The sequence below is a fragment of the Streptomyces radicis genome, assembly GCF_003626575.1.
Lineage (GTDB): Bacteria > Actinomycetota > Actinomycetes > Streptomycetales > Streptomycetaceae > Streptomyces > Streptomyces radicis.
On record NZ_RBDY01000012.1, the window covers coordinates 119934 to 146444 of the forward strand.

24 protein-coding genes and 1 other RNA gene are annotated in these 26511 nt (G+C 73.1%); 5 read left to right on the forward strand and 20 right to left on the reverse strand.

Going from position 1 to position 26511, the window contains the following annotated elements; all coding sequences use genetic code 11:
- Positions 1 to 54: 54 nt before the first annotated feature.
- Positions 55 to 345 (reverse strand): DUF3039 domain-containing protein, encoded by a 291-nt coding sequence (locus D7318_RS17690; protein WP_120698078.1) that lies wholly within the window; start codon positions 343 to 345, stop codon positions 55 to 57.
- A gap of 11 nt (positions 346 to 356) precedes the next feature.
- A complete protein-coding gene (locus D7318_RS17695) occupies positions 357 to 914 on the reverse strand; it encodes a YqgE/AlgH family protein (protein WP_120698079.1) in 558 nt (185 codons plus the stop codon).
- A gap of 128 nt (positions 915 to 1042) precedes the next feature.
- On the opposite strand from D7318_RS17695, the gene murA reads away from it, so the two are divergent.
- Positions 1043 to 2362 (forward strand): UDP-N-acetylglucosamine 1-carboxyvinyltransferase, encoded by a 1320-nt coding sequence (murA, locus tag D7318_RS17700; protein WP_120698080.1) that lies wholly within the window; start codon positions 1043 to 1045, stop codon positions 2360 to 2362.
- A 162-nt stretch (positions 2363 to 2524) separates the two neighbouring features.
- On the opposite strand, the gene D7318_RS17705 is transcribed toward murA, so the two are convergent.
- The 7 genes from D7318_RS17705 to D7318_RS17740 form a co-directional block, all read right to left on the reverse strand.
- A complete protein-coding gene (locus D7318_RS17705) occupies positions 2525 to 2803 on the reverse strand; it encodes an HU family DNA-binding protein (RefSeq protein ID WP_113685828.1) in 279 nt (92 codons plus the stop codon).
- A 298-nt stretch (positions 2804 to 3101) separates the two neighbouring features.
- Positions 3102 to 4505, reverse strand: a complete 1404-nt coding sequence (locus tag D7318_RS17715; protein WP_120698081.1) for an NAD-dependent malic enzyme — start codon at positions 4503 to 4505, stop codon at positions 3102 to 3104.
- 355 nt (positions 4506 to 4860) lie between these two features.
- Complete coding sequence (locus tag D7318_RS17720) at positions 4861 to 7176, reverse strand: HelD family protein (RefSeq protein ID WP_183091464.1); 2316 nt, start codon at positions 7174 to 7176, stop codon at positions 4861 to 4863.
- 86 nt (positions 7177 to 7262) lie between these two features.
- The gene (locus tag D7318_RS17725; RefSeq protein WP_120698083.1) at positions 7263 to 8402 is read right to left on the reverse strand and encodes a uroporphyrinogen-III synthase; all 1140 of its coding nucleotides are present in this window, start codon (positions 8400 to 8402) and stop codon (positions 7263 to 7265) included.
- A 178-nt stretch (positions 8403 to 8580) separates the two neighbouring features.
- The gene (locus D7318_RS17730) at positions 8581 to 10002 is read right to left on the reverse strand and encodes a nitrate/nitrite transporter (RefSeq protein WP_120698138.1); all 1422 of its coding nucleotides are present in this window, start codon (positions 10000 to 10002) and stop codon (positions 8581 to 8583) included.
- A 211-nt stretch (positions 10003 to 10213) separates the two neighbouring features.
- Positions 10214 to 11158, reverse strand: coding sequence for a DUF1015 family protein (locus tag D7318_RS17735; RefSeq protein WP_183091463.1), 945 nt, complete (start codon positions 11156 to 11158; stop codon positions 10214 to 10216).
- Between the two features lie 70 nt (positions 11159 to 11228).
- Positions 11229 to 12455: an ATP-grasp domain-containing protein gene (locus D7318_RS17740; protein WP_183091462.1), complete on the reverse strand. Its 1227-nt coding sequence runs from the start codon at positions 12453 to 12455 to the stop codon at positions 11229 to 11231.
- A 564-nt stretch (positions 12456 to 13019) separates the two neighbouring features.
- On the opposite strand from D7318_RS17740, the gene D7318_RS17745 reads away from it, so the two are divergent.
- Both D7318_RS17745 and D7318_RS17750 read left to right on the forward strand, forming a co-directional pair.
- Positions 13020 to 13853, forward strand: coding sequence for a helix-turn-helix transcriptional regulator (locus D7318_RS17745; RefSeq protein WP_230423836.1), 834 nt, complete (start codon positions 13020 to 13022; stop codon positions 13851 to 13853).
- Between the two features lie 53 nt (positions 13854 to 13906).
- Positions 13907 to 14914, forward strand: a complete 1008-nt coding sequence (locus D7318_RS17750) for a helix-turn-helix transcriptional regulator (protein ID WP_230423837.1) — start codon at positions 13907 to 13909, stop codon at positions 14912 to 14914.
- Positions 14915 to 14948: 34 nt separating this feature from the next.
- On the opposite strand, the gene D7318_RS17755 is transcribed toward D7318_RS17750, so the two are convergent.
- Genes D7318_RS17755 through D7318_RS17770 form a run of 4 tightly spaced genes read right to left on the reverse strand, consistent with a single transcriptional unit; the run spans position 14949 to position 17907 of the window.
- Complete coding sequence (locus tag D7318_RS17755; protein ID WP_120698087.1) at positions 14949 to 15830, reverse strand: LLM class flavin-dependent oxidoreductase; 882 nt, start codon at positions 15828 to 15830, stop codon at positions 14949 to 14951.
- 37 nt (positions 15831 to 15867) lie between these two features.
- Positions 15868 to 16308, reverse strand: a complete 441-nt coding sequence (locus D7318_RS17760; RefSeq protein ID WP_120698088.1) for a MarR family winged helix-turn-helix transcriptional regulator — start codon at positions 16306 to 16308, stop codon at positions 15868 to 15870.
- A 12-nt stretch (positions 16309 to 16320) separates the two neighbouring features.
- On the reverse strand, positions 16321 to 16848 hold the full coding sequence (locus D7318_RS17765) for a hemerythrin domain-containing protein (protein WP_183091461.1): 528 nt from the start codon (positions 16846 to 16848) through the stop codon (positions 16321 to 16323).
- Between the two features lie 48 nt (positions 16849 to 16896).
- Positions 16897 to 17907, reverse strand: a complete 1011-nt coding sequence (locus D7318_RS17770) for a LysR family transcriptional regulator (RefSeq protein ID WP_120698090.1) — start codon at positions 17905 to 17907, stop codon at positions 16897 to 16899.
- A gap of 114 nt (positions 17908 to 18021) precedes the next feature.
- Here D7318_RS17770 and D7318_RS17775 point away from each other — a divergent pair, with 114 nt between their 5' ends.
- The gene (locus tag D7318_RS17775) at positions 18022 to 19356 is read left to right on the forward strand and encodes an MFS transporter (protein ID WP_230423838.1); all 1335 of its coding nucleotides are present in this window, start codon (positions 18022 to 18024) and stop codon (positions 19354 to 19356) included.
- On the opposite strand, the gene D7318_RS34595 is transcribed toward D7318_RS17775, so the two are convergent.
- From D7318_RS34595 to ftsE, 6 genes are all read right to left on the reverse strand, one after another.
- Positions 19251 to 21131, reverse strand: a complete 1881-nt coding sequence (locus tag D7318_RS34595) for a penicillin-binding transpeptidase domain-containing protein (protein WP_120698091.1) — start codon at positions 21129 to 21131, stop codon at positions 19251 to 19253. The genes D7318_RS17775 and D7318_RS34595 overlap by 106 nt on opposite strands.
- Positions 21132 to 21425: 294 nt before the next feature.
- Positions 21426 to 21796, reverse strand: a transfer-messenger RNA (tmRNA) gene (gene ssrA, locus D7318_RS17785).
- A gap of 73 nt (positions 21797 to 21869) precedes the next feature.
- Positions 21870 to 22355, reverse strand: coding sequence for an SsrA-binding protein SmpB (gene smpB, locus D7318_RS17790; protein ID WP_120698092.1), 486 nt, complete (start codon positions 22353 to 22355; stop codon positions 21870 to 21872).
- Positions 22356 to 22398: 43 nt separating this feature from the next.
- Positions 22399 to 23496: a S41 family peptidase gene (locus tag D7318_RS17795; RefSeq protein ID WP_120698093.1), complete on the reverse strand. Its 1098-nt coding sequence runs from the start codon at positions 23494 to 23496 to the stop codon at positions 22399 to 22401.
- 78 nt (positions 23497 to 23574) lie between these two features.
- Positions 23575 to 24489 (reverse strand): permease-like cell division protein FtsX, encoded by a 915-nt coding sequence (gene ftsX / locus D7318_RS17800; protein ID WP_120698094.1) that lies wholly within the window; start codon positions 24487 to 24489, stop codon positions 23575 to 23577.
- Between the two features lie 13 nt (positions 24490 to 24502).
- Positions 24503 to 25192: a cell division ATP-binding protein FtsE gene (gene ftsE / locus D7318_RS17805; RefSeq protein WP_113685843.1), complete on the reverse strand. Its 690-nt coding sequence runs from the start codon at positions 25190 to 25192 to the stop codon at positions 24503 to 24505.
- 195 nt (positions 25193 to 25387) lie between these two features.
- Between ftsE and D7318_RS17810 the strand changes: the two genes are divergently transcribed.
- Positions 25388 to 25582 (forward strand): hypothetical protein, encoded by a 195-nt coding sequence (locus tag D7318_RS17810; RefSeq protein WP_120698095.1) that lies wholly within the window; start codon positions 25388 to 25390, stop codon positions 25580 to 25582.
- Positions 25583 to 25681: 99 nt separating this feature from the next.
- Here D7318_RS17810 and D7318_RS17815 read toward each other — a convergent pair whose 3' ends face one another.
- Positions 25682 to 26431, reverse strand: a complete 750-nt coding sequence (locus tag D7318_RS17815; RefSeq protein WP_120698096.1) for an LPXTG cell wall anchor domain-containing protein — start codon at positions 26429 to 26431, stop codon at positions 25682 to 25684.
- Between the last annotated feature and the right edge of the window lie 80 nt (positions 26432 to 26511).

Here is a 26511-nt window from a genome sequence, read left to right on the forward strand (position 1 = left end):
TTCGGGGGCCGGACGGGCGCCCGGGCGACTCACACGATCAGGGCATGCGCGGCGTTACTTCTTGCCGCCGCCGTCCTTGCCGCCACCGCCGCCGAACGCGCCCATGGACTCGTAGATCTCCTTGCACATGGGACACACCGGATACTTCTTCGGGTCCCGGCCCGGCACCCACACCTTGCCGCAGAGCGCGACGACGGGGGTGCCGTCCATCGCGCTCGCCATGATCTTGTCCTTCTGGACATAGTGGGCGAAGCGCTCATGGTCGCCATCGCCGTGCGTCGTCTGCGGAGTGGGCTCGACCAGCGTGCCGGTGCCCGCTCCGCGCTCGGGCTCAAGAGTGCTCATGGGTCCCCAGCCTAGTTGAGCGACGGGTCGTCCGGGTATGTGGCGAGCAGCGCCAGACTGCCTCTCTGACGGCGCAGGACCGCACGCCACAGGCGCTCGGGCTCGGGCACGGAGACATCGCCCGGCTCGGACTCCACGACGTACCACGCGCCCTCGTCGAGCTCGCGCTCCAGCTGCTCGGGGCCCCAGCCCGCGTAGCCCGCGAAGATCCGCAGGCTGCCCAGCTCGGCGGCCAGCACCTCGGGCGGCGCCTCCAGGTCGACGAGTCCGATCGAGCCGTGCACGCGACGCCAGCCGAGCGGGCCCGCGCCCGGGACGACGGCGAGCGCGAGCGCGGCGTCGAGGGCCACGGGACCGCCCTGGAAGACGACCCCCGGCTCCCCGGCGAGCGCCGCCCACGGCTGGAGGACCTCGGACACGCCGACGGGCGTCGGCCGGTTGAGGACGACCCCGAGGGCCCCCTCGCGGTCGTGGTCGAGCAGAAGGACCACGGAGCGATCGAAGTTGGGATCGGACAGGGCCGGGGCGGCAACCAGCAGCCGCCCGGTGAGCGAGGACGCCTCGGTCATGGGGCCATGATTCCGCATCCCTCCGGGTACTGGGGAGTGTTGTCCCGGGCCCGCCCCCGAGGCGGGCCGCCCGGCTCGGATTACGATTCCGGTGGCCGAAGGCTTCCTACGTTCAGATCGTGAGTTCCATGACGGACGACGTACTGCTTGTTCACGGCGGCACCCCCCTCCAGGGCGAGATCCGCGTCCGGGGGGCCAAGAACCTGGTGCCCAAGGCGATGGTCGCCGCGCTGCTCGGGAACACCCCGAGCCGGCTGCGGAACGTCCCCGAGATCCGCGATGTGCGGGTCGTGCGCGGGCTGTTGCAGCTGCACGGGGTGACCGTGCGCGGGGGCGAGGAGGAGGGCGAGCTGGTGCTCGACCCGTCGCGGGTGGAGAGCGCCAACGTCGCCGACATCGACGCGCACGCCGGGTCGTCGCGCATCCCGATCCTGTTCTGCGGGCCGCTGCTGCACCGGCTCGGGCACGCGTTCATCCCAGGGCTCGGCGGGTGCGACATCGGCGGGCGCCCCGTCGACTTCCACTTCGACGTGCTGCGGCAGTTCGGCGCGGTGATCGAGAAGCGCGCGGACGGCCAGTATCTCGAGGCGCCGCGCGGCCTGCGCGGCTGCCGCATCAAGCTGCCCTACCCCTCGGTGGGCTCGACGGAGCAGGTGCTGCTGACGGCCGTGCTCGCCGAGGGCGTCACGGAGCTGTCCAACGCCGCGGTGGAGCCGGAGATCGAGGATCTGATCTGCGTGCTCCAGAAGATGGGCGCGATCATCTCGATGGACACCGACAGGACGATCCGCATCACGGGCGTGGACAGCCTCACCGGCTACACGCACCGGGCGCTGCCCGACCGCCTCGAGGCGGCGTCGTGGGCGAGCGCCGCGCTCGCGACCAAGGGCAGCGTCTACGCGCGGGGCGCGAGCCAGCGGGAGATGATGACGTTCCTCAACGTGTTCCGGAAGGTGGGCGGGGCGTTCGAGGTTGACGACGCGGGCATCCGCTTCTGGCACCCCGGTGGCCCGCTCAACGCGATCGCGCTCGAGACGGACGTGCACCCCGGCTTCCAGACCGACTGGCAGCAGCCGCTCGTCGTGGCGTTGACGCAGGCGTCGGGGCTCTCGATCGTGCACGAGACGGTGTACGAGTCGCGGCTCGGCTTCACGGAGGCGCTCAACGCGATGGGCGCGCGCATCCAGCTCTACCGCGAGTGCCTCGGCGGGACGCCGTGCCGCTTCGGGCAGCGCAACTTCCAGCATTCCGCGGTGGTCTCGGGCCCGACGCCGCTCCAGGGCGCGGACCTGGTGATCCCCGATCTGCGGGGCGGCTTCTCGTATCTGATCGCGGCGCTCGCGGCGCAGGGCACGTCGCGCGTGCACGGCATCGAGCTGATCAACCGCGGCTACGAGAACTTCGTGCGGAAGCTGGAGGATCTGGGCGCCAAGGTCGAACGCCCGTAGCGGGCGCGTTCGCAGACCCGTTCCCGGGGGGTGTTCCCGGCAGGGAACGGGCGGTGGACGCGTCGCGGGCGGGCTGGGGACGGGCTGGGGCGGGGCGTTCGGCGCATGCGAAAGAGGTGGCCTCCGGGCGGGAGGCCACCTCTTGTCGCGTGTGGGGTGTGGTCAGCCCTTGGCGGCTTCCTTGAGCTTGGAGCCCGCGGAGACCTTGACGCTGTACCCGGCGGGGATCTGGATGGGCTCGCCGGTCTGCGGGTTCCGCGCGGTGCGAGCGGCGCGGTGGGTCCGCTCGAAGGTCAGGAAGCCGGGAATGGTGACCTTCTCGTCCCCCTTGGCAACGACCTCGCCGACGGTCTCGGCGAGGGCCGCCAGCACAGCGTCGGCGTCCTTCCGAGTCACCTCGGCGCGCTCGGAGAGAGCGGCCACCAGCTCACTGCGGTTCATATTTCGTACTCCCGTGTTCAACTTGCCAATGAGGCGTGAGATCGAAGCCGATGCTGCCAGGGCCCACTGACAGTGCCCGGACCCGGGTCTGCCTGCCGTAAACCCCTCGCCCGGATACGCATCCTGCCCCCACCAGTGGCGGGAAGGCCAATCCGGCACCAGCGGGGGTCACACGGAGAGCGCTGCTCGTCCCGCCGGTGACGTTCCCGAGGCTTTGCCTCCCGGTCACCCTAAGGGTCACCCGCGCGGCAGGGGCAACCGACTCGCCCGCCCGTGGCCCGTCTTCCTGGGGGCGCCCCTAGGCTCCCTGGGCCGCCTCGCGGACCGCGCCAGCGACGGCGCCCGAGACCCGCTCGTTGAAGACGCTCGGCACGATGTAGTTGGCGTTCAGCTCGTCCTCGCCGACGACATCGGCGAGCGCGCGGGCCGCGGCGAGCATCATCGCGCTGGTGACCGTGTGGGACTGCGCGTCGAGCAGGCCGCGGAAGACCCCGGGGAAGACCAGGACGTTGTTAATCTGGTTGGGGAAGTCGGAGCGCCCCGTGGCCACGACGGCGGCGGTCTGCCGGGCGATGGCCGGGTCGATCTCGGGATCCGGATTCGCGAGCGCGAAGACGATGGCGCGGTCCGCCATGGCCGCGACATCCGCGGCGTCCAGCACGTCGGGGGCCGAGACGCCGATGAAGACGTCGGCGCCCGCGACGGCCTCCTTGAGCGTGCCGGTGATCCCCTCGGGGTTGGTGTTGTCCGCGATCCAGCGCAGCGGCGAATCGCCGTCCGCGCCCACGAGATCGGGGCGGCCCGCGTGCACGACGCCGTGGATGTCGGCCACGACCGCGTGCTTGACGCCCGCGTCGATCAGCAGCTTGAGGATGGCCGTCCCGGCCGCGCCCGCGCCCGACATCACCACGCGCACCGCGCCGAGTTCCTTGCCGACGACGCGCAACGCGTTGTGCAGGGCGGCCAGGACGACGATCGCGGTGCCGTGCTGGTCGTCGTGGAAGACCGGGATGTCGAGCGCCTCGCGCAGCCTCGCCTCGATCTCGAAGCAGCGGGGCGCCGAGATGTCCTCGAGGTTGATCCCCGCGAACCCTGGCGCGATCGCCTTGACGATCTCCACGATGGCGTCGGTGTCCTGGGTGTCGAGGCACAGCGGCCAGGCGTCGATGCCCGCGAACCGTTTGAACAGGGCCGCCTTGCCCTCCATCACGGGAAGCGCGGCGTGCGGCCCGATGTTGCCGAGGCCGAGGACCGCGGAGCCGTCGGTGACCACGGCCACGCTGTTGCGCTTGATGGTCAGGCGGCGGGCGTCCTCGGGGTGGGCCGCGATCTGCGTGCAGACGCGGGCGACGCCGGGGGTGTAAATCATGGACAAATCATCGCGATTGCGAATTGGGTGCTTCGATGTCATCTCGATCTTTCCGCCGAGATGCATCAGGAATGTACGGTCCGAGACCTTGCCGAGCGCCACGCCCTCGATGCCGCGGAGCTTCTGGACGATCTCGTCGGCGTGCGCGGTGGAACTCGCCGCGATGGTGACGTCGATGCGCAGCTTCTCGTGCCCCGACGCCGTGACGTCGAGGCCGGTGACAGAGCCTCCGGACGACTCGACGACGGTCGTGAGCTGGCTCACCGCCGTGCCGCTCGCGGGGACTTCGAGCCTGACCGTCATCGAGTAGGAGACACTGGGCGCCGTTGCCATGGGTCGACTTCCTTCACTTTCCTGTTGCCGCCCCCCAAGTCGCTGTCACCTTACGAGAGCTCATCCCCCGGTGAAAGTCGGGACGGCCGACCGATATGACCGTAACAGGAAGGGCGGACGTGAGCCCTCGGGAAGCCGACGCGCGGACGGCGCCAGGACAACGCGCGGGCGAAGCGCGGGTGAGGAACGTGGGGGGATCCCGGGGGGGAAGTCAGAGGCACCGACCCGCCAGCTCGCCTCGCGGCAAGTGGTCGCTCGTAGCGACAATGGTTGGGCCCGGGGGCATGGAACGGGCCGGCGCCTTTTCAAGGCTACCCCACTCACGCCGGAGGTCAACCGGCCGCAGACACGCTGGTCAGGGCGCTCGCAGCGGCTCAGGAACGCCGTCGGGGCCCGGCTCGTCGGCCGGCGTGGACAGCACGGTGAGCCGCTGGGTGGCCCGCGTCAGCGCCACGTAGAGCACACGGTGACCGGACGGCGACTCCCCGGCGATCTCGCCGGGGGCGACCACGAGCGTGGCGTCGTACTCCAGGCCCTTGACCTCCAGGCTGCCCAGCACGACAAGCCGCCCCAAGGCCTCGCCCGCCCCCGCGCCCGCGGGTGCGGCCAGCCAGCGGGCCGCCTCGGCGCGGCGGCCCATCGCGACCACGACGCCGACCGTGCCCTCGACCTCGGCGAGCAGCCGCTCGGCCTCCGCGCGCACCGCGCCGGGCAGCGCCTCGGGGGCGGGCACGGTGGTGAACCGGGGCGCGACCCCGGTCTCGCGCACCGCACGCGGGGGGCGCGCGCCAGGGACCGCGCGCTGGAGGACCCGGTCCGCGACTCGGGCGATCTCGGCGGGGTTGCGGTAGTTGACGGTCAGCTCGAACCGGCGGCGCGCGCGGCCGCGGAGCGCGGCGTCCCGCTCGGCGGCCGCCTCGTCGGGCGCGGGCCACGAGCTCTGGGCCGGGTCGCCCACCACGGTCCAGGTGGCGCTCCTGCCGCGCCGCCCGACCATGCGCCACTGCATGGGCGTGAGGTCCTGCGCCTCGTCCACGATGATGTGCGCGTAGTCCACGCGCTCCCCCTCGCGCTCCGGCGTCTCCCGGCGCGCGGACCGGCGCTCGGCGTAGGTCGTGAGCTCCTGGAGCCCGGTGAGCTGGTCCAACGGGTCCGCCTCGCGCGGCCTCGCGGGCCTGGCCGGGGTGCCGAGCAGCACGCGCAGCTCGTCGAGCAGCGCCACGTCGTGCGCCGAGAGCCCGGCCCCCGCCGGGGTGATCCGGCGCAGCGAACGGGCGACCTGCCGGATCTCGCGCGGCCGCAGCACCCGCCGCGCCCAGCGCCCGAGCCGCTGCTCGTCGCTCATCGCGGCGAGCACCTGGAGCGGGGTGACCTCGGGCCACCACGCGTCGAGGAAGTCGATGAACGCGTCCTCGGCGCCGATGTCATCGGTGAACGCCTCGCGCGCCTCCTCGGCCATCCCCGGGTCCTCGTACCGCCGGGCCGCGCCCGACGCGCGCCACAGGGCGTCGAGCAGCAGGCGGCGGGCGCGGGGGCGCAGCAGGTTGACGGGGGCCGTGCCGCCGAGGGCCTGCTGCCTGACGCGGGAGAGCGCCTCGCCGTCGAGCTCCACGCGCCTGCCGAACGCCACCACCCGGAGCCGCCCCGGGGCGCGCGCGGACTCCAACACGCCCCGCGCGGCCCGTTGCAGCACGCGCGCCATGGCGGCCGAGCCCTTGACCCTGGCGACGGCCTGGTCGTCGTAGGAGTCGGCCGACGCGCCCTCGACCAGGTCGCCGAGCGCCCTGATGGCCACCTGGCCCTCCTCGCCGAGCGAGGGCAGCACGCCCTCGGTGTAGGAGACGAGCAGCGGCGTCGGGCTGACCACCAGGATCCCGCCCGCGTAGCGCCGCCGGTCCTGGTACAGCAGATAGGCGGCGCGGTGCAGCGCGACGGCGGTCTTGCCCGTGCCCGGGCCCCCGGTGACCTCGGTCACGGAGACGGCGGGGGCGCGGATCACCTCGTCCTGCTCGGCCTGGATGGAGGCGACGATGTCGGTCATGCGGTGCCCGCGGGCCCGCCCGAGGGCGGCCATCAGCGCGCCGTCGCCGACCACGGGCAGCTCGTGCCCCTCGCTCAGCACGCGCAGCTCGGGGCGGAGCAGGTCGTCCTCGACGCCGAGCACCTGGCGCCCCTTGCTGCGGATCACGCGCCGGCGCACGACCCGCCCGGGGGCGACGGGGGTGGCGCGGTAGAACGGGGCGGCCGCGGGCGCGCGCCAGTCGATGACCAGCGGGACATAGTCGGCGTCGAGCACGCCGAGGCGGCCGATGTGCAGCGTTTCGGCGATCTCGGCGGTGGGGTCGCCCCCGGGCGTCTCGGTGACGGCGTCGTCGGCCGGCTCGACGGAGGTGGTGGCGCCGTCGGGGCCGCGCTCGCCGTCCTTGCCCGCGAGCAGGTCGATGCGGCCGAAGAGGAAGTCCTCGAACTCGTTGTTGAGGCGTGACAGATGGAGCCCGGCGCGGAAGACCTGCGCGTCACGCTCCGCCAGCGCGCCCGGCGTGCCGACCTGGACGCGGCGCGCCGCGTCCGCCATGAGGTACTCGGCCTCGTGGATCTTCTCGGTCAGCCGCCGGTACACCGCGTCAAGGTGCCGCTGCTCGTCACGGATCTCCCGTTCCCGCACGTCCAACGCCTCGGACCCCCTTCGTCCCTGTCCACTTCGGCAGCGGTCCACCGTAGTCGACAACCGGCGGACACGCGCGGGTCAGGGCGGGGTCACTCACCGTACTTCGCGCTGTCGAGGGCCGGGTCGAGGGCGAGCCGGTAGCCGCGCTTGACGACCGTCTGGATCATGGCCGGGGCGCCGAGTGCCGTGCGCAGGCGGGCCATCGCGGTCTCGACGGCGTGTTCGTCGCGGCCCGCACCCGGGAGCGCGCGCAGCAGCTCCGCGCGCGGGACGACCCAGCCGGGGCGGCGGGCCAGGGCGCGCAGCAGCGCCATGCCCGCGGGGGGCACGGGGCGCAGCCGCTCGTCCACGACGACCGCGTGGCCACGGATCTCGAGGCGGCGCCTGGCCACGAGCAACGGCTGGGCGCGGGCGGGCAGCTCGTTGCAGAGCAGCTGGACGAGCGGGCCGAGCCTGAAGCGCTCAGGCTGGCGGGTGGGCACGTCGTGGGCCTGGAGCGGCAGCGCGGTCACCGGGCCGACGCACGCGGCGAGCACGCGGTGGCGGAACGCGGCGAGCAGCGGCTCGGTCAGGTCGCGCTCCCCGGCCCGGCGCAGCAGGGACGCGGCGGCGGGCGCGCTCGTGAACGTGACGGCGTCGAGGCCCCCGGCGAGCACGGTGTCGACCAGCCGGTCCACCGGGCCGATGTCCACGGGCGGCATCCAGCGGTAGACGGGCACGTCCACGACCTCGGCGCCCGCCTCGCGCAGCGACTCGATGAAGCCGGGCAGCGGCTCGCCGTGCAGCTGGAGCGCGATCCTGGTGCCGCGCACGCCCTCGTCGAGCAGGCGCTGGAGCACCTCGGCCATGGACTCGGACGCGGGCGACCACTCCTCGGTCAGCCCGGCGGCGCGTACCGCGCCGCGCACCTTGGGGCCCCTGGCCAGCAGCCGGGCGCCGCCGAGGGTGCCGAGCAGCTCCTCGCCGACGCCCCAGCCGTCGGCGGCCGCGACCCAGCCGCGGAACCCGATGGCCGTGGTGGCCACCACCACGTCGGGCGCGGCGTCGATCAACGCCCGGGTGGCGGCGAGCAGTTCCTCGTCGTCCGCCAGGGGCACGATGCGCAGCGCCGGCGCGTGCTGCACCTCCGCGCCCCGGCGGCGCAGCAGCGCGGTCAGCTCGTCGGCGCGCCGCGCGGCGGTGACGCCCACGGCGAACCCGTCGAGTGGCCTGATCTCCGATGCGCCCATCCGCTCCCGCCCGTGCCTGTGCCGTGTCCCTGCGGCCCGTCCCCGGTGCCCGTCTCCCGCGCCCTCCCCGTGGGGTGGCCCGGTGCCGAGACTGTCAACGGGGCGTGTCGGCCCTGGGGCTCGCCGGTTTCCCCGGCGTTACGCGCCCGGCTCCCGCGCCGGGCGCGTGGCGCCGCGCTCACACCCCGGCGTAGGCGTGTTGCTCCCTGGCGTCGCGGGGTGAGGCCGCCGCCGGTGCGCCACCGCCGCCGGTCCCTGGCGCGCGCCGCAGGTATACGGCCCAGGTGACCAGGGAGCAGGCGGCGTAGAAGCCGAGGAACGCGACGAACGCCGCCGTTCCGGAGCCCGTGGACTGGAACGACTGCCGGAAGGCGAGGTTGATGCCCAGGCCGCCGAGCGCGCCGACCGCGCCGATGAGCCCGATGGCCGCGCCGGAGAGGCGGCGGCCCCACGCGGCCGCCGCCTCGCCCGTGAGCCCCCGCGCCCGCGCCTTGGCCTGGTAGATGCCGGGGATCATCTTGTAGGTGGAGCCGTTGCCCAGGCCGCTGAGCGCGAAGAGGGCGATGAAGCCCACGAGGAAGACCGCGAGCGAGCCGCTGACCGAGGCCGCGATCACCACGCCCGTGGCCCCCGCCATCCCCGCGAACGTCAGCAGCGTGATCCGCGCGCCACCCCAGCGGTCCGCCCACGAGCCGCCGAGCGGCCGGATCAGCGACCCGAGCAGCGGCCCGATGAACGTGACGGCCGCGGCCTGGAGCGGGGTGCGGTCGAACTCGTTCTGGAGGACGAGCCCGAACGCGAAGCTGTAGCCGATGAACGAGCCGAACGTGCCGATGTAGAGGAACGACATGATCCAGGTGTGCCCGTCCCGCACCGACTCGCGGGCGGCGCCGGTGTCGTTGGTCACCGGGCCGAGGTTGTCCATGTACCGCCAGGCCAACACGGCGGCGAGCACGATCAGCGGGGCGTAGGCCGCGAGCAGCACGCGGGGGTGCCCCTCGCCCGCGGTGGCGATGACCAGCAGGCCGACGAGCTGGACGACGGGCACGCCGATGTTGCCGCCGCCCGCGTTGAGGCCGAGGGCCCAGCCCTTGCGGCGCAGCGGGAAGAAGGAGTTGATGTTGGTCATGGACGAGGCGAAGTTGCCGCCGCCGACGCCGGTGAGGACCGCGACGAGCAGGAACGTCCCGTAGGACGTGCCGGGTTCCATCACCAGCCACGCGGCGACGGTGGGCAGGAGCAGCATCGAGGCGGACACGACCGTCCAGTTGCGGCCGCCGAAGCGCGCCACGGCGAACGTGTAGGGCACCCGCACCAGCGCGCCGACCAGCGTGGCGACCGAGACCAGGAAGAACTTCCCCGCCGCGTCCACCCCGTACTCGGGGCCCATGAAGAGGACGAGCACCGACCACAGGGTCCAAATGGAGAACCCGATGTGCTCGGCCACGATGGACAGGACGAGGTTGCGGCGGGCGACGCGTTCGCCCGTGGTGCGCCAGAAGTCCTCGTCCTCCGGGTCCCACGCGTCGATCCAGCGCCCCCCTCGGCGGGTGGCCGCGGGCGTGGCCGCCGCGATCTCGGCTGCTGCGGGCTCGGGCATCGGCATGGCGCCTCCAGCGGGGTCGGTTGGCCATCCCGCCCGACGGTAGGCAGGCCGCGTTTCCTTCCCGTGGCGGCAGGTGACACCGACGCAACCTCGCCCTCACCCGGGCCCTGACCCCACCGTGAGCGCAGCGCGCCGACGCGTCGAGCCGGGGGAGCACCGCATCCGACGGGCACCGGCCGGTCCCCGAAGCCCGCCCGGGCGGGGCCTAGCGCTGCCAGCCGCCCTCGGCGACCGGCACGGGTCCCAGGCTCGTGCTCTTGGCGGGCATCCCCGCCCCGCTCGCCGCGCCCGCCCAGATCTGGTCCCAGGTCGGCGGCGGCAGGATCAGCCCCACCTCGCCCGGGCCAGGGACGCTGCTGGTGTAGCGGGGCGCGGGCTCGATGCCCTGGTCCTCGCACAGCGCGGGGATCAGCACATGGTCGCTGATCGCCGCGGGCAGCTCGACCCACTCCGCGGGAACGGACCGCAGCCGCCCGGCCATCGCCGCGGGCGAGATCTCGGAGAGCCCCCAGGTCTGGCCGCCGCCGGTCAGCAGGAACGTTCCTGGGCGCGGCACGCGCTGCGCCCCCGGCGGGTGGGCGTGCACGCGGGCGATCCGGGCGGCGGCGCGCACCGCGCGGTCGATGTCGAGCCCGGGCAGCACGCGGTGGGTGGCCGACAGCGTCAAGGGGTAACGCCGGTGGTCGACCACGAGCGCGAGCAGCCGGTCGGCCACCGCCCCGGGGTGCGCCCGGTGCAGGCGGCGGGCGGCCTCGAGCCTGTGGTGCCCGTCGGCGAGCAGCACGGGAGCGAGCGCCGGGGGGTCGGCGGTCCACGACGCGGCGCAGGCCCACAGGCGTTGGACGCCGCCCTCGGGGGTGGCGAGCTCCTGGTCGGCCGGGCCGCGCGTGGTCTCGTCGATGCACCGCTGGAACGTGGTGAGGTCGGGCGCGGCGAGCAGCAACGGCTCGATCACGCCGCCGCGTTGCCGCAGCAGCCTGGCCTGGACGCGCACGTCCGACTCGCCGACCTGCTGCCTGCGCAGCACGTGACCGGTCTCGACGCCGTCCAGGCTCAGGGCACCGATGACGCCGCGCTGCTGGATGTCGCCCGCGGCGTCGCGGCGTTCGAGCACGTAGTAGCTGGCGCGGCCCAGGGGTTGGGCGAGCACGCCGTGGAAGGGAAGGAGAAGGTCTGTCCGTGGGGCCGGGGTCCCCGGGGGGACCAACGCGGGGAACAGGTCAGGCAGCAGTGTGCTCCTCCTCCTTCGAGGACGCGGCAACCACCACCGGACGCACGGTGTCCATGGCCTTGCGGAGCACGGCCTCCAACTCCTGTGACGTGTCGGCGACGGCGGTGACGAAGCCATGTCCGGCGACCCGGCTGGTGGTCTCCGGAACATGGCTGCCGAGGGGAACGTCGATCTCGAGCCGGGTGACACCCGGCAGTCCCCGCGCCTCCGCGAACCCGTCCACGCCTTCGAGAAGGCCGGGCGGGAACCGCAGGAAGCGCATACCCACATACCGGTCGGCCGGGGCCGGGGCCGGTGCGGGAAGTCCCAGCACGGTGGCGATCGTCAGGGCCGGGATGTCGGTCCCGGTCGACAGGAGCAGCTCGCTGACGCGGTCCTCGCCCGGGTGGGCGTGCGACTCGATCAGCCGCGGGCCTTCCTCGGTGAGGATGACCTCGGTCTGGGACGGACCGCTGCGCTGGCCCGCCGTGTTGAGCGTGGCATGGACCAGCTGGTGGATCCGGTCGGTGGTGTCGTCGTCCAGATCCGCCGGCAGGTCGTAGCCGGTCTCCGGGCACCCGGGGGTGCCGCTGGTGTGCTTCCTGGTGATGACCAGGATGCGGTGCTTCCCGTCCTGGGAGTGCGCCTCCACGCTGTACTCGGGCCCCTCGAGGAACTCCTCGACGATCAACGCGGGCTCGGGAGGTAGATCGGCGGCCAGGAGCGCCGCGTCCGCCGCGGCGCGCAGCAGATGGACGTCCTGGCCGCCGAACCCGGTACGTGGCTTGGCCACGCACGGGAAGCCGACGCGCTCGGCGACTGCTGCCAGGTGCGCGGCGCGGTCGCAGTGCTCGAACCGGACGGGGGCACCGGTGAGCTGGTTGACCTTGCCGCGCAGGGCAGCCTTGTCGGTGAGGTACGCGACGGCCGCATGGGGGTTCCCGGGGAAGCGCAGCGCCTCGTTCGCCCGTGCGGCGATGAGCGCGCTCGGCTCCGCGAATCCGAACACCGAGACCCTGACCGAGAGGTTGGCGAGGTGCCCGATGGCCATCATCAACCGCGGGTGGTCCCGCCAGTCGACGGTCATGGCCTCGTCGGCCGCCGCGGCAGCCTCCCGGATGTCCGGGTCGGTGAGATCGGGCGCCAGCACGAGGCTGCGCGCTCCGACCTCGCGAGCCGCTTCCACGACGGCGAGCCGTGGACTGAGCAGGACCGCCAGGGGAGTCTGGGGCGTCATCGTGCCGCCTCCTCTATCCGCTTCATCCTGCGGGCCTGGCCCGGACGACTTCGAGGGCATCCATGCGTGATCGAGCTGATCGGATCGTGGTCAAACGGCGCTCGGGGCGCGTACTCTGGTCAGTACCAGAGGCTCGTCGTGCCGACCGACTGATTCGCGGAGCTCTGACCCGCCGCGGTGGCGGTGCCCTGGGCGAACCCGACAGTGGCCGCCGCGATCGCGAGAGCGGCGATAACACTGAGAGCGAACTTCTTCACAGTTTCCCTCTTCCGTGCCCACAGAGGCGAACATAAGTGGCATGGTGACTCTCATCATGCTCACGAGCTTTCACGGGGAAGTCGATAGAGTCGCTGTGGCATCATCTCGCCTGTCAGGTTGACGCCAGGGGCAGGCCGATGTCGTCCAAGGAAGAAGAGCGTGCACGAATCCGGCGAAATAGACACAGCGGCCACCACAGTTTACCGGCTCCGTGTGATCCATCCCACGGACTCGGTGGAACAGATCGCGGCGCGGGCCGACCTGACCCCGGATGATGTGAAAGATGCCGAATCACGCCTTTTCTCCTTGGGTTTGCTGAGGTCGTCGCCCGGCGGCGGCCGGGTGGCCATCAGCCCCGAGAGCGCCGCCGACGCCCTGCTCGCCCCCCTGGAACAGGACATCCTGGAACGCCGCATCGCCATGGCGACCACCCGCGCGCGCCTGCACTCGCTCTCGGGCGACTACCTGGAGGCGCGCAGCCTGCGTTCGGCCAAGACGAGCATCGAAGTCGTCGAGGGGATCGACAACATCAGGGCCGTCATCGACGACCTGGCCCGCACCTGCATGACGTCGCTCGACGCGCTCATGCCGGGGCGCCCGACCGAGGAGGCGGTCCGCGCGGCCAGGCCGCTGGACCTCAGGATCCTCAAACGGGGCGGGAAAATGCGCCAGTTGTTCCAGCAGACCGCGCGCAACCACCCCCCGACGGTGCAGTATGTCGAGGCACTGGAACGGGAGGGGGCCCAGATGCGCATCACCAGCGTCCTGCCGTCCCGCGTGCTGATCTACGACCGCAGCTGCGCCGTTCTGCCGATCGACCCGGCTCAGACGGCGGTCGGTGTCGCGCTGATCCGCGACCCGGCGGTCCTGAGCTTCCTTCAGCAGCTGTTCGAGCACTACTGGGACAGGGCCTCGGAGTTCTCCGAGGCCGAGCGCACGTCAGGCCCCGAGCCCACCGGCGTCGAACGTGACGTGCTGCTGCTGATGGCCGCGGGGAAGAAGGACGAGGCCATCGCCCACCAACTGGGCGTGTCGCCCCGGTCGGTGAGCCGCGTGGTCGCGCGGCTGATGGACCGGCTCGACGCGGACAGCCGGTTCCAGGCCGGGGTGCGCGCGGCGCTCAACGGCTGGCTGTCCTGAATCCCCCTCCCCGGACCGAATCGAATCCCCGGACCGAATCAAAGGACAAGGGCGTGTCCCACTCGTTCCACTCGTCCCCGTCGTTCGACGACGAGATCGACGCGGTGACCGTGCGGGTCTATCAGTTGCGCGTGACCCATCCCACCGATCTGGCCAGCCAGTTGGCGGCCAGGGCCGGTCTCACGGTGGAGGACGTGTCAGCCGCCGAGGAGCGGCTCGCCCAGCTGGGGCTGCTCCAGCAGTCGCCCGGCGGCGGCTGGGTGGCGATCAGTCCGGAGAGCGCGGCGGACGCGCTGCTCGCGCCGTTCGAGCAGGACGTCCTGGAGCGCCGCATCGCCATGGCCGCCACGCGCGAGCGCCTGCACTCGCTGTCGGGCGACTACCTGGAGGCGCGCAGCCTGCGCTTCGCCCGCAGCAGCGTCGAGGTGGTCAGGGGCCTGGACAACATCAGGGCCGTCATCGACGACCTCGCGCGCACGTGTGTGGCCTCGCTCGACGCGCTGGCCCCCGGCGGCGGGCAGTCCGAGGCGGCGATCGGCGCGGCCACCCCGCTCGACCTCGAACTGCTCGGCCGCGGCATCAGGATCAGGTCGCTCTTCCAGCACAGCGCGCGCCGCCACCGCCCCACCGTGCACTACGCGGAGCTGATCACGGCGGCGGGCGCGCGGGTGCGCAGCGCCGGTGTGCTGCCGTCCCGCATGCAGATCTACGACCGCGGCTGCGCCGTTCTGCCCCTCGACCCGCACGACACGGCGGCGGGCGCGGCGCTCGTGCGCGACCCCTCGGTGCTCGGCTTCCTGTGCCAGCTGTTCGACCAGTGCTGGGACGAGGGCGTGGAGTTCACGGAGCGGGAGGCCGAACAGGGCCCTGAGCCCACGGGGTTGGAGCGCGAGGTGCTGATGCTGCTCGCGGCGGGGCGCACCAACGACGAGATCGCCGAACGCCTCGGGCTCGCCCAGCGGTCCATCAGCAGGCTGGTGGCCCAGCTGATGGACCGGCTCGACGCCACCAACCGCTTCCAGGCGGGCGTGCGCGCGGCGGCGCGCGGCTGGCTGAGCTGAGCCGGGCGCGGGGCGTTCACCCGAGGCGGAACGTTCAGCCCAGGCGGGCGCGCACCGCGGGGACGACCTCGTCGGCGAAGATCCGGGCCTGGCGCTCGCGGTCGCGCCCCGGCCAGAAGACGAACGTGTTCATGCCGTGCGCGGTGTGGGCCTCGGCGAGGGTGTCGGCCCAGTGCTCCACCGGTCCGTTGAACGGGTCATGGGCGGTGGGCACGACCGTGCCCATCACGTTGTAGAGGCGGGTCAGCCGGGCGGGGTCGCGGCCCGCGTCGCGCGCGGCGTCGTCGATGATCGCGTTGAGCCCGGGGAGCCGCTCCGGCGGGACATAGGGGCTGGAGACGGACCAGCCGTCGGCCTTGGCGCCGAGCAGGGCGAGCGCCTTCGGGCCCATGACGCCGAGCCAGATGGCGATGTCGTGCGCGGGGCGAGGGCCCGGGCGGGTGCCGGGGACGGTGTGGTGGGCGCCCTCGTACGCGTAGGGCTGCCCGGCCCAGGCGGCGCGGATGATGTCGACGGCCTCGCCGAGGGCGGCGCGGGCGGTCCCCGGCGACCGGCGCGGGCCGCCCATCCCCGCGATGGCGTCGACGAACCCGCCGGAGCCCAGGCCGAGTTCGACGCGGCCGCCGCTGAGCACGTCGATCGAGGCCGCCTGCTTGGCGAGCATCGTGGGCGGGCGCAGCGCGAGGTTGGCGACGTTGGGGAAGAAGCGGACCGAGCGCGTCCTGGACGCCAGCCACGTGATGAGGGTGAACGTGTCGAGGAAGTCGGCCTGGTAGGGGTGGTCCTGGATGCCGACGTAGTCGAGGCCCGCGGTGTCGGCGATCTCGGCGATGCGGGCGGCGGTGGGCAGCCCCGCGGCATGGGGGTCGACGTTGAGGCCGAAGGCGACGGAAGGGGAAGGGGCCGGTGCGGCCATGGCGTTCTCCTGAGGGCTTGAGGGTTCGCGGGTGGGGTCAGCCCTGCTCGCCGATGCGGGCCAGGGCGCGGGCGAGCAGGTCCTGCTCCTCGGGGGTGAGCCGGTCGAGGAGCAGCTCGCGCACGATCCGCGTCTGTATCGGCACGGCCTCGTCCAACGCGGCCCGCCCCGCTGCGGTGAGGGTGATCAGCACGCCGCGCCGGTCGTCGGGGGCGCCCGAGCGGGCGACCAGGCCGCCCGCCTCGAGGCGGGCGACGAGCCTGCTGAGCGAGGGCTGGGTGAGCCGGACGGCGGGCGCAAGATCCTTGAGCCGCAGCCCGGGCGGCGGGGCGGCGCTGAGGCGGACCAGCACCTCGAAGTCGTTGACCGTCAGGCCGCAGGAGGCGGCGAGCGCGGCCCCGAGCGCCTCGCTCACGCGGGCGTGCGCGTCGGCGAGCGCCGTGAACGCGCGGGCGCAGCTCTCCTCGGTGTGCTCCATGGGTGCCGTCCTTCAGCCAGTGGGTCCGGTGAACGTGGCCAGCGTGCCGGAGATGTGCTCTTCCTCGTACTCCAGGTGCGGCAGCAGCTCGTCGGCGAGGCGCCGGAGCGCGGCGGCGAGGCGCCCGCGCACCGCGGGCTCGTCGGGGCCGCCGAGCCCCGCGGCCTCCGCCTCGACGGCGTCGAGCACGTCGGAGACGGTGCGGTGGTCGGCCTCGAGGCGGTCGACCACGGGGCCGAGCGCGGGGTTGGCGGCGCGCAGGGCCGGGAAGAGCGACGCGGACTCGATGCCGTGGTGGGCGTGCACGAAGCGGCAGTACCGCAGGCAGTTGATCTTCAGCTGCCAGAGCGGGCCCTGGGAGGCGAGGGAGGTGAGGCCCCTCCTGATCTCGTCGGCGGGCGCGCCCGCGGTGACCTCGTCGGCCAGCCGCAGGGCGATGCCGAGGTCGCGGCGGATCATGTCGTGGATCCAGCGCAGCTCGGCCACCATGGCCTCGCCCTGCGGGGTCGGCGGCCCCGGGGGCGGCACAACGGCGGTCATCGCCGGGCCCCATGGCCCGCGGCGCCCATTAGATACATACGCATGCATCTACTCTACTTCCCCGCCGGACCGTTCGGCGGGGCGCCCTGGGACCACGGGGAGGACGGGCAGGCCGCGGTCGGCCTCGGGGAGCCAGGCGTCGCGGGGGCGGAGCAGCCAGCCCTCGGCCGCGGCCAGCCCTCGGGCGGCGGCGGTCAGCGCGGCGAGCCCGGGGTGGCGCAGCCCGCGGCGCCAGACCATGGACACCGGGATCAACGGCACGGGCCCGGTCAGCGGGCGCAGCACCATGCCGCGCACCTCGGTGAACTCCTCGCTCGCCAGCACCGACCAGCCGCGCTTCCGCACCACGCGCTCGAACTCGGCCTCGCCCTCGATCTTCGGGAACGGCGCCGCGAGCTCGATGCCGCGCCCGGCGAACAGCGCGCGGGCGTAGTCCGTCCACTCGGCCGTCTCGTCGTTGCCCGCCGCCGCGTAGACCGCCTCCCCTTCGAGCGCGGCCAGTTCGACCTCGGCGCGGGCGGCGAGCGGGTGCTCCTCAGGCAGCAGGACGGCGGCCCGCTCGTAGCGGACCAGGCCGTGCTCGAGCCCGCCGCGCACGGCGTGGGGCAGCCCGGCGACCCGGCCGAACGACACGTCGAGCCGCCCGCCCGCCACCTCGGCAGCGCCCCTGGCGAGCCCGCTGTGGAAGCGGGCCACGAACTCGAGGCCCGGCTCGGCCTCCCGGGCCGCGGCCAGCACCCGGTGCCCGGTGGAGACGGGCGCCGAGGCGTCGACCACGAGGGGCCGGTCGCCGCTCGCCGCGACCGCGCCCGCCAGCTGGTCGTACGCCGCGAGCAGCCCGCGCACGGCGGGCAGGAGCCGTTCGGCCTCGGGGGTGAGCGCCACATGCCGGGTGTCGCGGACGAACAGCGCGGCGCCCCACTCCCGTTCGAGCCTCCTGATGTCGCGGCTGAGCGCCTGCTGCGCGACGATCAGCCGGGCGGCGGCGCGAGTGAAGTGCAGCTCCTCGGCGACGGCCACGAAGGCGCGGAGCAGGCGGGGGTCGGTGTCATGAGGCACCGGGGCATTGTCGCCCGGGGCGGCGCGCGAGCCAGTGATTCACAACGTGGGGGCGTGAATGACGGCCGTTCAGGTGTTGGACGGCGGCGGGCGCGGGCCTGGAGCGTAGGGGCCATGCCGCACTCCCCCGCGGGCCGCTCGCGCCCGTCACCGCTCGCGCCCTATGCCCGACTGCTGGCCGTGCCGGGCGCGTTGGCGTTCGCCGTGCCGGGGCTGCTGGCGCGGCTGCCGATGGCGATGTTCGGGGTGGCGACGGTGCTGATGGTCACCGAGCACCATGGCTCCTACGCGCTGGCCGGGGCGGTGGTGGCGACCGGTCTCGCCGCGTCGACCGTGGGCGGGCCGCTGGTCGCGCGCCTCGTGGACCGGCGGGGGCAGGGGCGGGTGGCGCTTCCCGCGGCGGCGCTCGCGGCGACGGGCCAGGGGGCGCTCGTGGTGTGCCTGGTGACGGGGGCGCCGGTGTGGACGTGGTTCGCTTGCGCGGTGCTGGGGGCGGCGACGCCGAACACCGGCGGGATGTCGCGGGCGCGCTGGGCCCATCTGCTGCGCGGCTCGTCGCCCGAGCGGATATCGGCGCGGCACACGGCCAACTCCCTCGAACAGGCCATGGACGAGCTGTGCTTCGTGGGCGGGCCCGTGCTGGCCGCGCTCCTGTGCTCGGCGCTGTTCGTCGAGGCGGGCACGGTGGTGGCGGTGGCGCTGCTCGTGGTGGGGGTCGCGGCGTTCGCGGCGCGCCGTGACACGGAGCCGCCGCTGCCGGTGGGCGGCGGGGCCTCGGGGCCTGGACCGCTGCGGGCGCGGGGGATGCGGCCGCTGCTCGCGGCGTTCGTGTGCGCCGGGGTGGTGTTCGGGGCGATGGAGGTGGTGACGCTGGCGTTCGCCGACGAGCGGGGTCAACGGGCCTGGGGCGGGCCTGTGTTGGCGGCGCAGGCCGCGGGCTCGGCGCTGGCGGGGCTGCTGTTCGGGCTGCTCGCGGTGCGGGGCTCGGCGCGGACTCGGTTCGCGGTGTGCGCGGCGGCCATGACGGGGCTGATGGTCCTGCCCGCGCTGGTGGCGCGCACGGGGTCGCTGCCGCTGCTCGCCCCGGCGCTGCTGCTCGCGGGGATGGCCACGGCCCCCGCGATGGTGACCGGGATGACCCTGGCGCAGGACATCGCGCCGCCCGGGCGCCTCAACGAGACGATGACGCTGACGGTGGCGGCGCTCCTCGGCGGCATCGCGCTCGGCTCGGCGGGCGGGGGCGCGCTGGTGGAGGCCGGGGGCGCGGCGACGGGCTTCGCGCTGCCGGTGGCGGCGGCGGGCGCGGCGGCGCTCGTGGCCGCCGCCGGCGCGTGGGCGGAGTCCTACAGGGCGCGCAGGAAGTCGGCGGCGAGCGGCCCGGCGTCCGAGCCACCTGAGCCGCCGTCCTCGAGCACGACGGCGAACGCCAGGTCGGAGTCGCCGAGATAGCCGATCATCCAGGCGTTGGTGGACAACTCCCCTTCCTCGTCGTGGAATTCGGCGGTGCCGGTCTTGCCGTGCGGCGTGCCGGGGACGCCGTCGAGGGCCGAGGCCGAGCCGTCGGTGACGGTCTCGCGCATCAGGTCGCGCAGCGCGTCGAGCGTCCCGTCGGACAGGGCCGAAGCGGCCTCGTGGCGCTCATCGACGGCGTCGGGCACCAGGACGGGCTGTCTGAAGGTGCCGTCGGCGACGGTGGCGGCGACCGAGGCCATGACCAGCGGGCTGGCCTGCACCTCGGCCTGGCCTATGAGCGAGGCGGCGAGCTGGTTGGGCGACCGCGCGGGCGGCACGGCCCCGTCGAACGTCACCGCGCCGACGTCCCACACCGCGCCGATGCCGAACGCCTCGGCCGTGGTGGGCAGGGTGTCGTCCTCGAACCGGTCGAGGTTCTCTATGAACGCGGTGTTGCACGACTCGGTGAACGCCTCGCGCAGCGTGGTGTCGGGCCCGAGCTCGAACTCGCCCTGGTTCTCGAAGCGTTGCCCCTCGACCGTGGCGTACCGGGGGCAGCCGAGGACGTCGTCGGGCCCGGTGCCGCCCTCCAGGAGCGCCGCCGTGGTGACGACCTTGAAGGTGGAGCCGGGGGCGAGCTGTCCCTGGAGTGAGCGGTTGAACCCGTCGGCCGGCCAGTCGGCGGCGGCCAGGATGTCCCCGGTGGAGGGCCGGACGGCGACGATGGAGCCGTCCCTTCCGAGGTCGGCGAGCGCCTCCTCGGCGGCCCGCTGGATGTCGGCGTCGATGGTGGTGGTGACGGGGGTGCCGGGCTCGCCGCCGCCCTGCTCGTGCAGGGTCTCGACGGCCTCGCCCGAGGCGCGGTCGGCGATGACGACGGCGCCGGACGAGGCGCCCGTGAGCTGCTCGTCGTAGCGCTCCTGGAGCCCCGAGGCGCCCGCGCCCGTGGCGGCGTCGAGCCCGCCGACGAGGGGGCGCGCGGCATGGGCAAGGGGCCGGACGGCCTCGGCGAACTGGAGCCCGGCGACGGCCCCGAGCGCCTCGGCGTGCTCCTGGTACGCCTCGTCCCTGAGGGTGACCACGGGCACGGCCTGGTCGGGGTCGGCCTCGTCGACCCGCTCGCGCAGGGCGTCGATGTCGATCCCGGCGTCGAGGTCGTCGAGCGCCTCGTAGGCGGCGTCGGGGTCGCCGAGCTGGGCGGGCCATATGGTGACGTCCCACACGGTGGCGAGCCCGGCCAGCTCCTCGCCGCCCGCGGCGAGGATGGGGGCGCGCCGGGCGTCCTCCAGGGTGAGCACGAGGGTCTGCCCCTCGGCGAGCGCGGGGTGCGCGACGGCGGAGGACCAGCGGACGGTCCACCCGTCGCCGCCCTCGCCCGGCAGCATCAGCGCGCTCGACTCATAGCCCCATTCGCCCATGCCCTCCAGGGTGAGGGTGGCGCTGAACGGGACGCTCAGGGCGCCGTCGGGCACGTCCTCGCCCTCGGGCTCCTCGCCCGGCCCGGTGGAGCGGAGGTCGACCGCCTCGGGCCGGGTGTTCTGCTGGATCGAGTCGAGCAGGGACAGCGCGGCCTCGGGGTCGTCGGTGTGCCCGGCGGCCCCTTCGAGGTCGCCCTCGGCCCAGGCGTCGAGGAACGCGTCCGCACCGGCCCGCGCCTCCTCCCCGCTGTCGTCACCCCCGCCGCGCAGCACCAGAACGGCGATGACCGCCAGCGCGACGACGACGGCCACTCCCCCGACAAGCGCCCCGAGGCGCGCACGATTCCTCCCCATGTGCCGCACCCTACCCCCACCCACCGACAACCAAGGGTGGGTGGGCGGGGAGGAGGGGCGGGGCGGGTGGGGGAGGGCGGAGGCCGGGGGGTGCGGGTGGCGGAGCCTCCGCAACGCGAGGCGAAGCCGAGCAGAAACGACGAAGGCGACGAGGTCTGCGCTTTCCGCAGACACTCGTCGCCCATCGCCGAAGGGGGTGCGGGTGGCGGAGCCCCCGCTCGCGAGGCGAAGCCGAGCAAAAAAGAAGAGGGCGACCCGGTCCGCGCTTTCCGCGGACACAGATCGCCCTCGACCTCGTGGAGATGGCGGGAATCGAACCCGCGTCCAACGGAGCGGAAGGAGGGCTTCTCCGAGCGCAGTCCGCTGCGATTTTCTCGGCCCCGGAGATCACGCGGACAAGTCTCCGACGGGCCCAGTCACTGTGTGGTGTCCCGTCAGCCCCCGTGACCGAGGCTAACGGTGGAGTCCCCTAGCTGATGCCAGGACCCGGGGCGGGGACGCACCCGGACTGACACTTCGCAGGTCGCTGCTCAGGCAGCGAGGGCGAAGGAATCGCGCTTGTTATTGGCGATTATTTTTTTGCGACATATGGTTAACGAGATCATTGCCGCTTCCTCGGCTCGCTTCCCCTGCTTCGACATCCGCTGTCGAAACCGATCATCCCCATGTGGAATTGACAACCAGGTGGGCCCCGGAGAAATTCCCGGGAGTCACCCGTGCACCACGCGCCAGTATACGTCAGGCCCGCTGCTTGCGGCGAGCGGCGGACATGGCCCGGTCCGCCTCGCGGCGGTCCTGCTTCTCGCGCAGGGTCTGCCGCTTGTCGAACTCCCGCTTGCCCCTGGCCAGCGCGATCTCGACCTTGGCGCGGCCCTCCTTGAAGTAGAGGGCGAGCGGGACGAGCGTGAGGCCGCTCTCCTGGGTCTTGCCGATGAGCTTGTCCAGCTCCTCGCGGTGCAGGAGGAGCTTGCGCTTGCGCCGGGCGCTGTGGTTGGTCCACGTGCCCTGGGCGTATTCCGGGATGTGCACGTTGTGCAGCCATGCCTCGCCGCCGTCGAGCTGGGCGAAGCCGTCGACGAGCGAGGCGCGGCCCTGGCGCAGCGACTTGACCTCGGTACCGGTCAGTACCAGACCGCACTCGTACGTGTCCAGAATGTGATAGTCGTGCCGCGCGCGCTTGTGCTGCGCGATCATCTTGCGCGTGGTCTCTTTCCCCTTAGCCATGACCTGTCCACTGTACTGGCCTGGCCGCTCGATGGCCCCCGGGTTACGAGGGGGCGACCAGGCCCTCGAGCACCGTGCGGGCCTCGGCCTCGGGGTCGGCGCCCGGCTGGACGACGAGGTCGGGCAGGATGCCGTCGTCGTCGACGGTCCGGCCCGAGGGCGTCGCGTAGTGCCCGACGGTCAGCTCGGCCACGGAGCCGTCGGGCTGCTCGCTCGGCATCTGGACGGTGCCCTTGCCGAACGTGCGGCTGCCGACGATCACCGCGCGGTTGCGGTCCTGGAGTGCTCCGGTGAGCATCTCGGCCGAGCTCATGGTGGTGCCGTCGACGAGGACGACGAGCGGGGTGGTGGTGTCGCCGCCGCGCTCGGCGTGCAGCGCGTGCTGGGTGCCGTGCACGTCGTAGGTGGCGACGAGGCCGCCGTCGAGGAAGACGGAGGCGGCCCCCGCGGCCTCGGTCAGCAGGCCCCCGGCGTTCCCCCTGAGGTCGAGCACGATGGCGTCGCCCGGCTCGACCGCGTCGACGGCGTCGCCGAGCTGCTCGGCGGAGCCACGGGTGAACGTGCTCACATGGATGCGCGTGACGCCGGGCGCCTCGCGGGTGACGGTGACGGGCTCGGCGGTGAGCCGGGCCCGTTCCACCTCGGCCTCCCAGAAGTCGTCGTCGCGCACCAGGCCGAGCAGCACGGTGCTGCCGGGGCCCGCGAGCTCCTCCTGGTCGCTGCCGCGGAGCCTGCCCACGGCGTCGGTCACCGGGCGGCCGTCCAGGCCGACGCCGTCGATCGTGCGGATCTCGTCGCCCGCGCGGACCCCCGCGCGCTCGGCCGGGCTGTCCTCGTGGACCTCAGTGACCTCGATCCGGCCCTCCGCGGTCCTGATGACCGTTATGCCGGTGCCGACGTACTCGCCCTCCAGGCTCCACGCCACCCGCGCGTACTCCTCGGCGGAGTACGCCGCGGCCCAGCGGTCGCCGCTGCGGCTGACCAACTGCCCGGCGTCCTCCGCCGGTTCGCTGCCGTCGGCCGACTCGGGCCAGGAGCCGGTCGCCGCGCCGGTCATCAGGACACCGGCGAAGACGCACGCCAGGGCGGCCCCGCGCCGCAGGGGGCGACGGGCCGAAATGTCGTGACACGGACGTGACATGCTGCGGAGTGTAGGACACATACGGGGGGCGCACGGGAGACGAACAAGGTGATGAGGCGGGGAAAAATCACACCCGCTTTACACCTTCAGGTACTTGCGCAGCGCGAAGAAAGCTGCAATGGACGGCATCAACGCGCCCACGACCAGCACCCAGGGCAGCACCGAGAGCACCGCGTCCCAGCCCACGAAGTCGATCACTTGGATCTCGTCGGCGAGGAACGTGTCGATCGCGAACTGTTTGACCCCGACCAGCAGGACGCACGCGAGCAGCGCGCCCAGCATCCCCGCGATCGTGGCCTCAAGGATGAACGGCATCTGGATGTAGAAGCTGGACGCCCCCACGAGCCGCATGATCCCGGTTTCCCGCCGACGGCTGAACGCCGAGACGCGCACGGTGTTGACGATCAGCAGCAGGGCCACCACGAGCATGAGCGCCATGAGCCCGAGCGCGGCGTAGTTGACGCCGTTGAGCAGGTTGAACAGCGGCTCGAGCGTGGACCGTTGGTCGCGCACCGACTGCACGCCGTCGCGACCCGCGAACGCTGACGAGATCACCTCGTACCTCGTGGGGTCGGTCAGCTTGACGCGGAACGACTCCTGCATCTGGTCGGGCGTGACCACGGCCGCGATCGGCGAGTCCGCCTGCTGCTCCTGGTAGTGCTCGAACGCCTCCTCCGCCGTCTCGAAGTAGACGTTGTCGACGAGGTCGTACTCCTGGAGCTCGGCGTCGATCTGTTCCTTCTGCTCCTCGGTGACCGCGCCCCGCGCGCAGGCCGGGTCACCGGTCTCGGCGTCGTTGGCGTTGCAGAGGAATATCGACACCTCGACCCGGTCGTACCAGTAGTTCTCCATGCTGTTGACCTGCTTGCGGGCCAGCAGCGAGCCGCCGAGGAGGGCGAGCGAGAGAGCCACGGAGACGATGACGGCCAGGGTCATCGTGACGTTGCGGCGGAGACCGACGCCGATCTCCGACAGGACGAAGTGGGCGCGCATGGCGTCCTTTCAGTCAGTGCTGGTAGCCGTAGACGCCGCGGACCTGGTCGCGGACGAGACGGCCCCGTTCGAGCTCGATCACGCGCTTGCGCATCTGGTCGACGATCTGGGCGTCGTGGGTCGCCATGACGACCGTGGTGCCCGTGCGGTTGATGCGGTCCAGCAGCTTCATGATGCCCACGGAGGTCTGCGGGTCGAGGTTGCCGGTCGGCTCGTCGGCGATCAGCAGCATCGGGCGGTTGACGAACGCCCGTGCGATCGCGACGCGTTGCTGCTCACCGCCGGACAGCTCGCCGGGCATGCGGTCGTCCTTGCCGCCGAGGCCCACCAGATCGAGCACCTCGGGAACGGTCTTGCGGATCTGACCGCGCGACTTGCCGATGACCTCGAGGGCGAACGCGACGTTCTCGCCCACGGTCTTGTTGGGCAGCAGCCTGAAGTCCTGGAAGACCGTGCCGAGCTGGCGGCGGACCTGGGGCACCTTCCAGTTGGAGAGGCGCGCGAGGTCCTTGCCCAGCACGTGGACGGTGCCCGTGCTGGCGCGCTCCTCGCGCAGTATCAGCCGCAGGAACGTCGACTTACCCGAGCCGGACGAGCCGACGAGGAAGACGAACTCGCCGCGCTCGATCTCCAGCGAGACATCGTGCAGGGCCGGCGCGTTCTGCCGGGGGTATGTCTTGGAGACGTTGTCGAATCGGATCACGGTTACACCATGTCGGGACTGGGTACGGGGAGAAGGCTCCCCCTCGCTGGGGCAGACCCTACGCGAAGCGGCAGGCGATCCGCAGGCAGCGTCCCGACCCATCCCCTTTGTCCCGGTCCGCGTCCGGCGTTCTGCGCTTCCGGGCCGGGCCTGGCACAGTAGAGGGAGAGGGGGGAGATGAGAGGAGACGATCGCATGACCGCCGACTGGCTGGTGTGCGCGAACTGCGCGGGGAGGGTGAGCGAGGGCCGCTGCGCCGTGTGCCGGGCCGAGCTGGCCCGGCTCAGGGAGGGGCGCGGTCCCTGGTCTCACTTCGGCAGCCCGGCGGCGTTGATCGCCCTGCTGCTGACCCTGGTCGCCGTGACCTTCCTGGTGACGCGGCCCACCTGAGCTCGCACAGGCTCCCACGAGAGCGCACGAGGGGCCCGGAGCGACGGATCGATCCGTCGCTCCGGGCCCCTCGCATGGTGCGACGGACTACCGACCCGCTCAGGCGGGGGTCGCGCCGCCCTTGTTGATCAGACGCGGCAGGTAACGGAAGCCCACGCCGCCGGCGATCATGGTGGCGGCACCGATGATCAGCAGCGTCTGGTTGGTGGAGGAGCCGGTCTCCGCGAGCTCGCCCTCGTCTTCCTCGGGGGCGGTGATGTCCTCGGTCGGGTCCTCCTGCTCGATGGGGCTGGTGGCACCCTCGCTGTCCGGGTCGGGGCCGGTGGCGCCCTCGTTCACGCCCTGGACGCTGGAGCCACCCTGCTCGGCACCACCCTCCTCGCCGCCGCCCTGCTCGGCGCCACCCTCTTCGCCGCCGCCCTGCTCGGCGCCGCCTTCCTCACCGCCACCCTGCTCGGCGCCACCTTCCTCGGCACCGCCTTCCTCACCGCCACCCTGCTCGGCGCCACCTTCCTCGGCACCGCCTTCCTCGCCACCACCCTGCTCGGCGCCACCTTCCTCGGCACCGCCTTCCTCACCGCCACCCTGCTCGGCGCCACCCTCTTCGGCACCGCCTTCCTCGCCACCACCCTGCTCGGCGCCACCTTCGGCGCCCTCGACGAGGCCGACGATGCCGCCGTCAGCGCCACCGGCGATGCCGACGATGCTGTTCTCCTGGGTCTCCCGCTGGGTCTTCGACTCGGTGTTGCTGGCCGACGCGGTGCCGACCACGGCGATCGAGGCCCCCGCGGCGAACACCGCGGCCGCGGCCACGCGCGCCATGTTGGCGCGAGTCTTCGGACTGGCCATGTGATCCACTACCCCCTGTAGCTGTTCGATGAGTGACAAGGTCCCGTCTGGGGCAGCCTCCCGCAAGGGCAGCGCGGCCG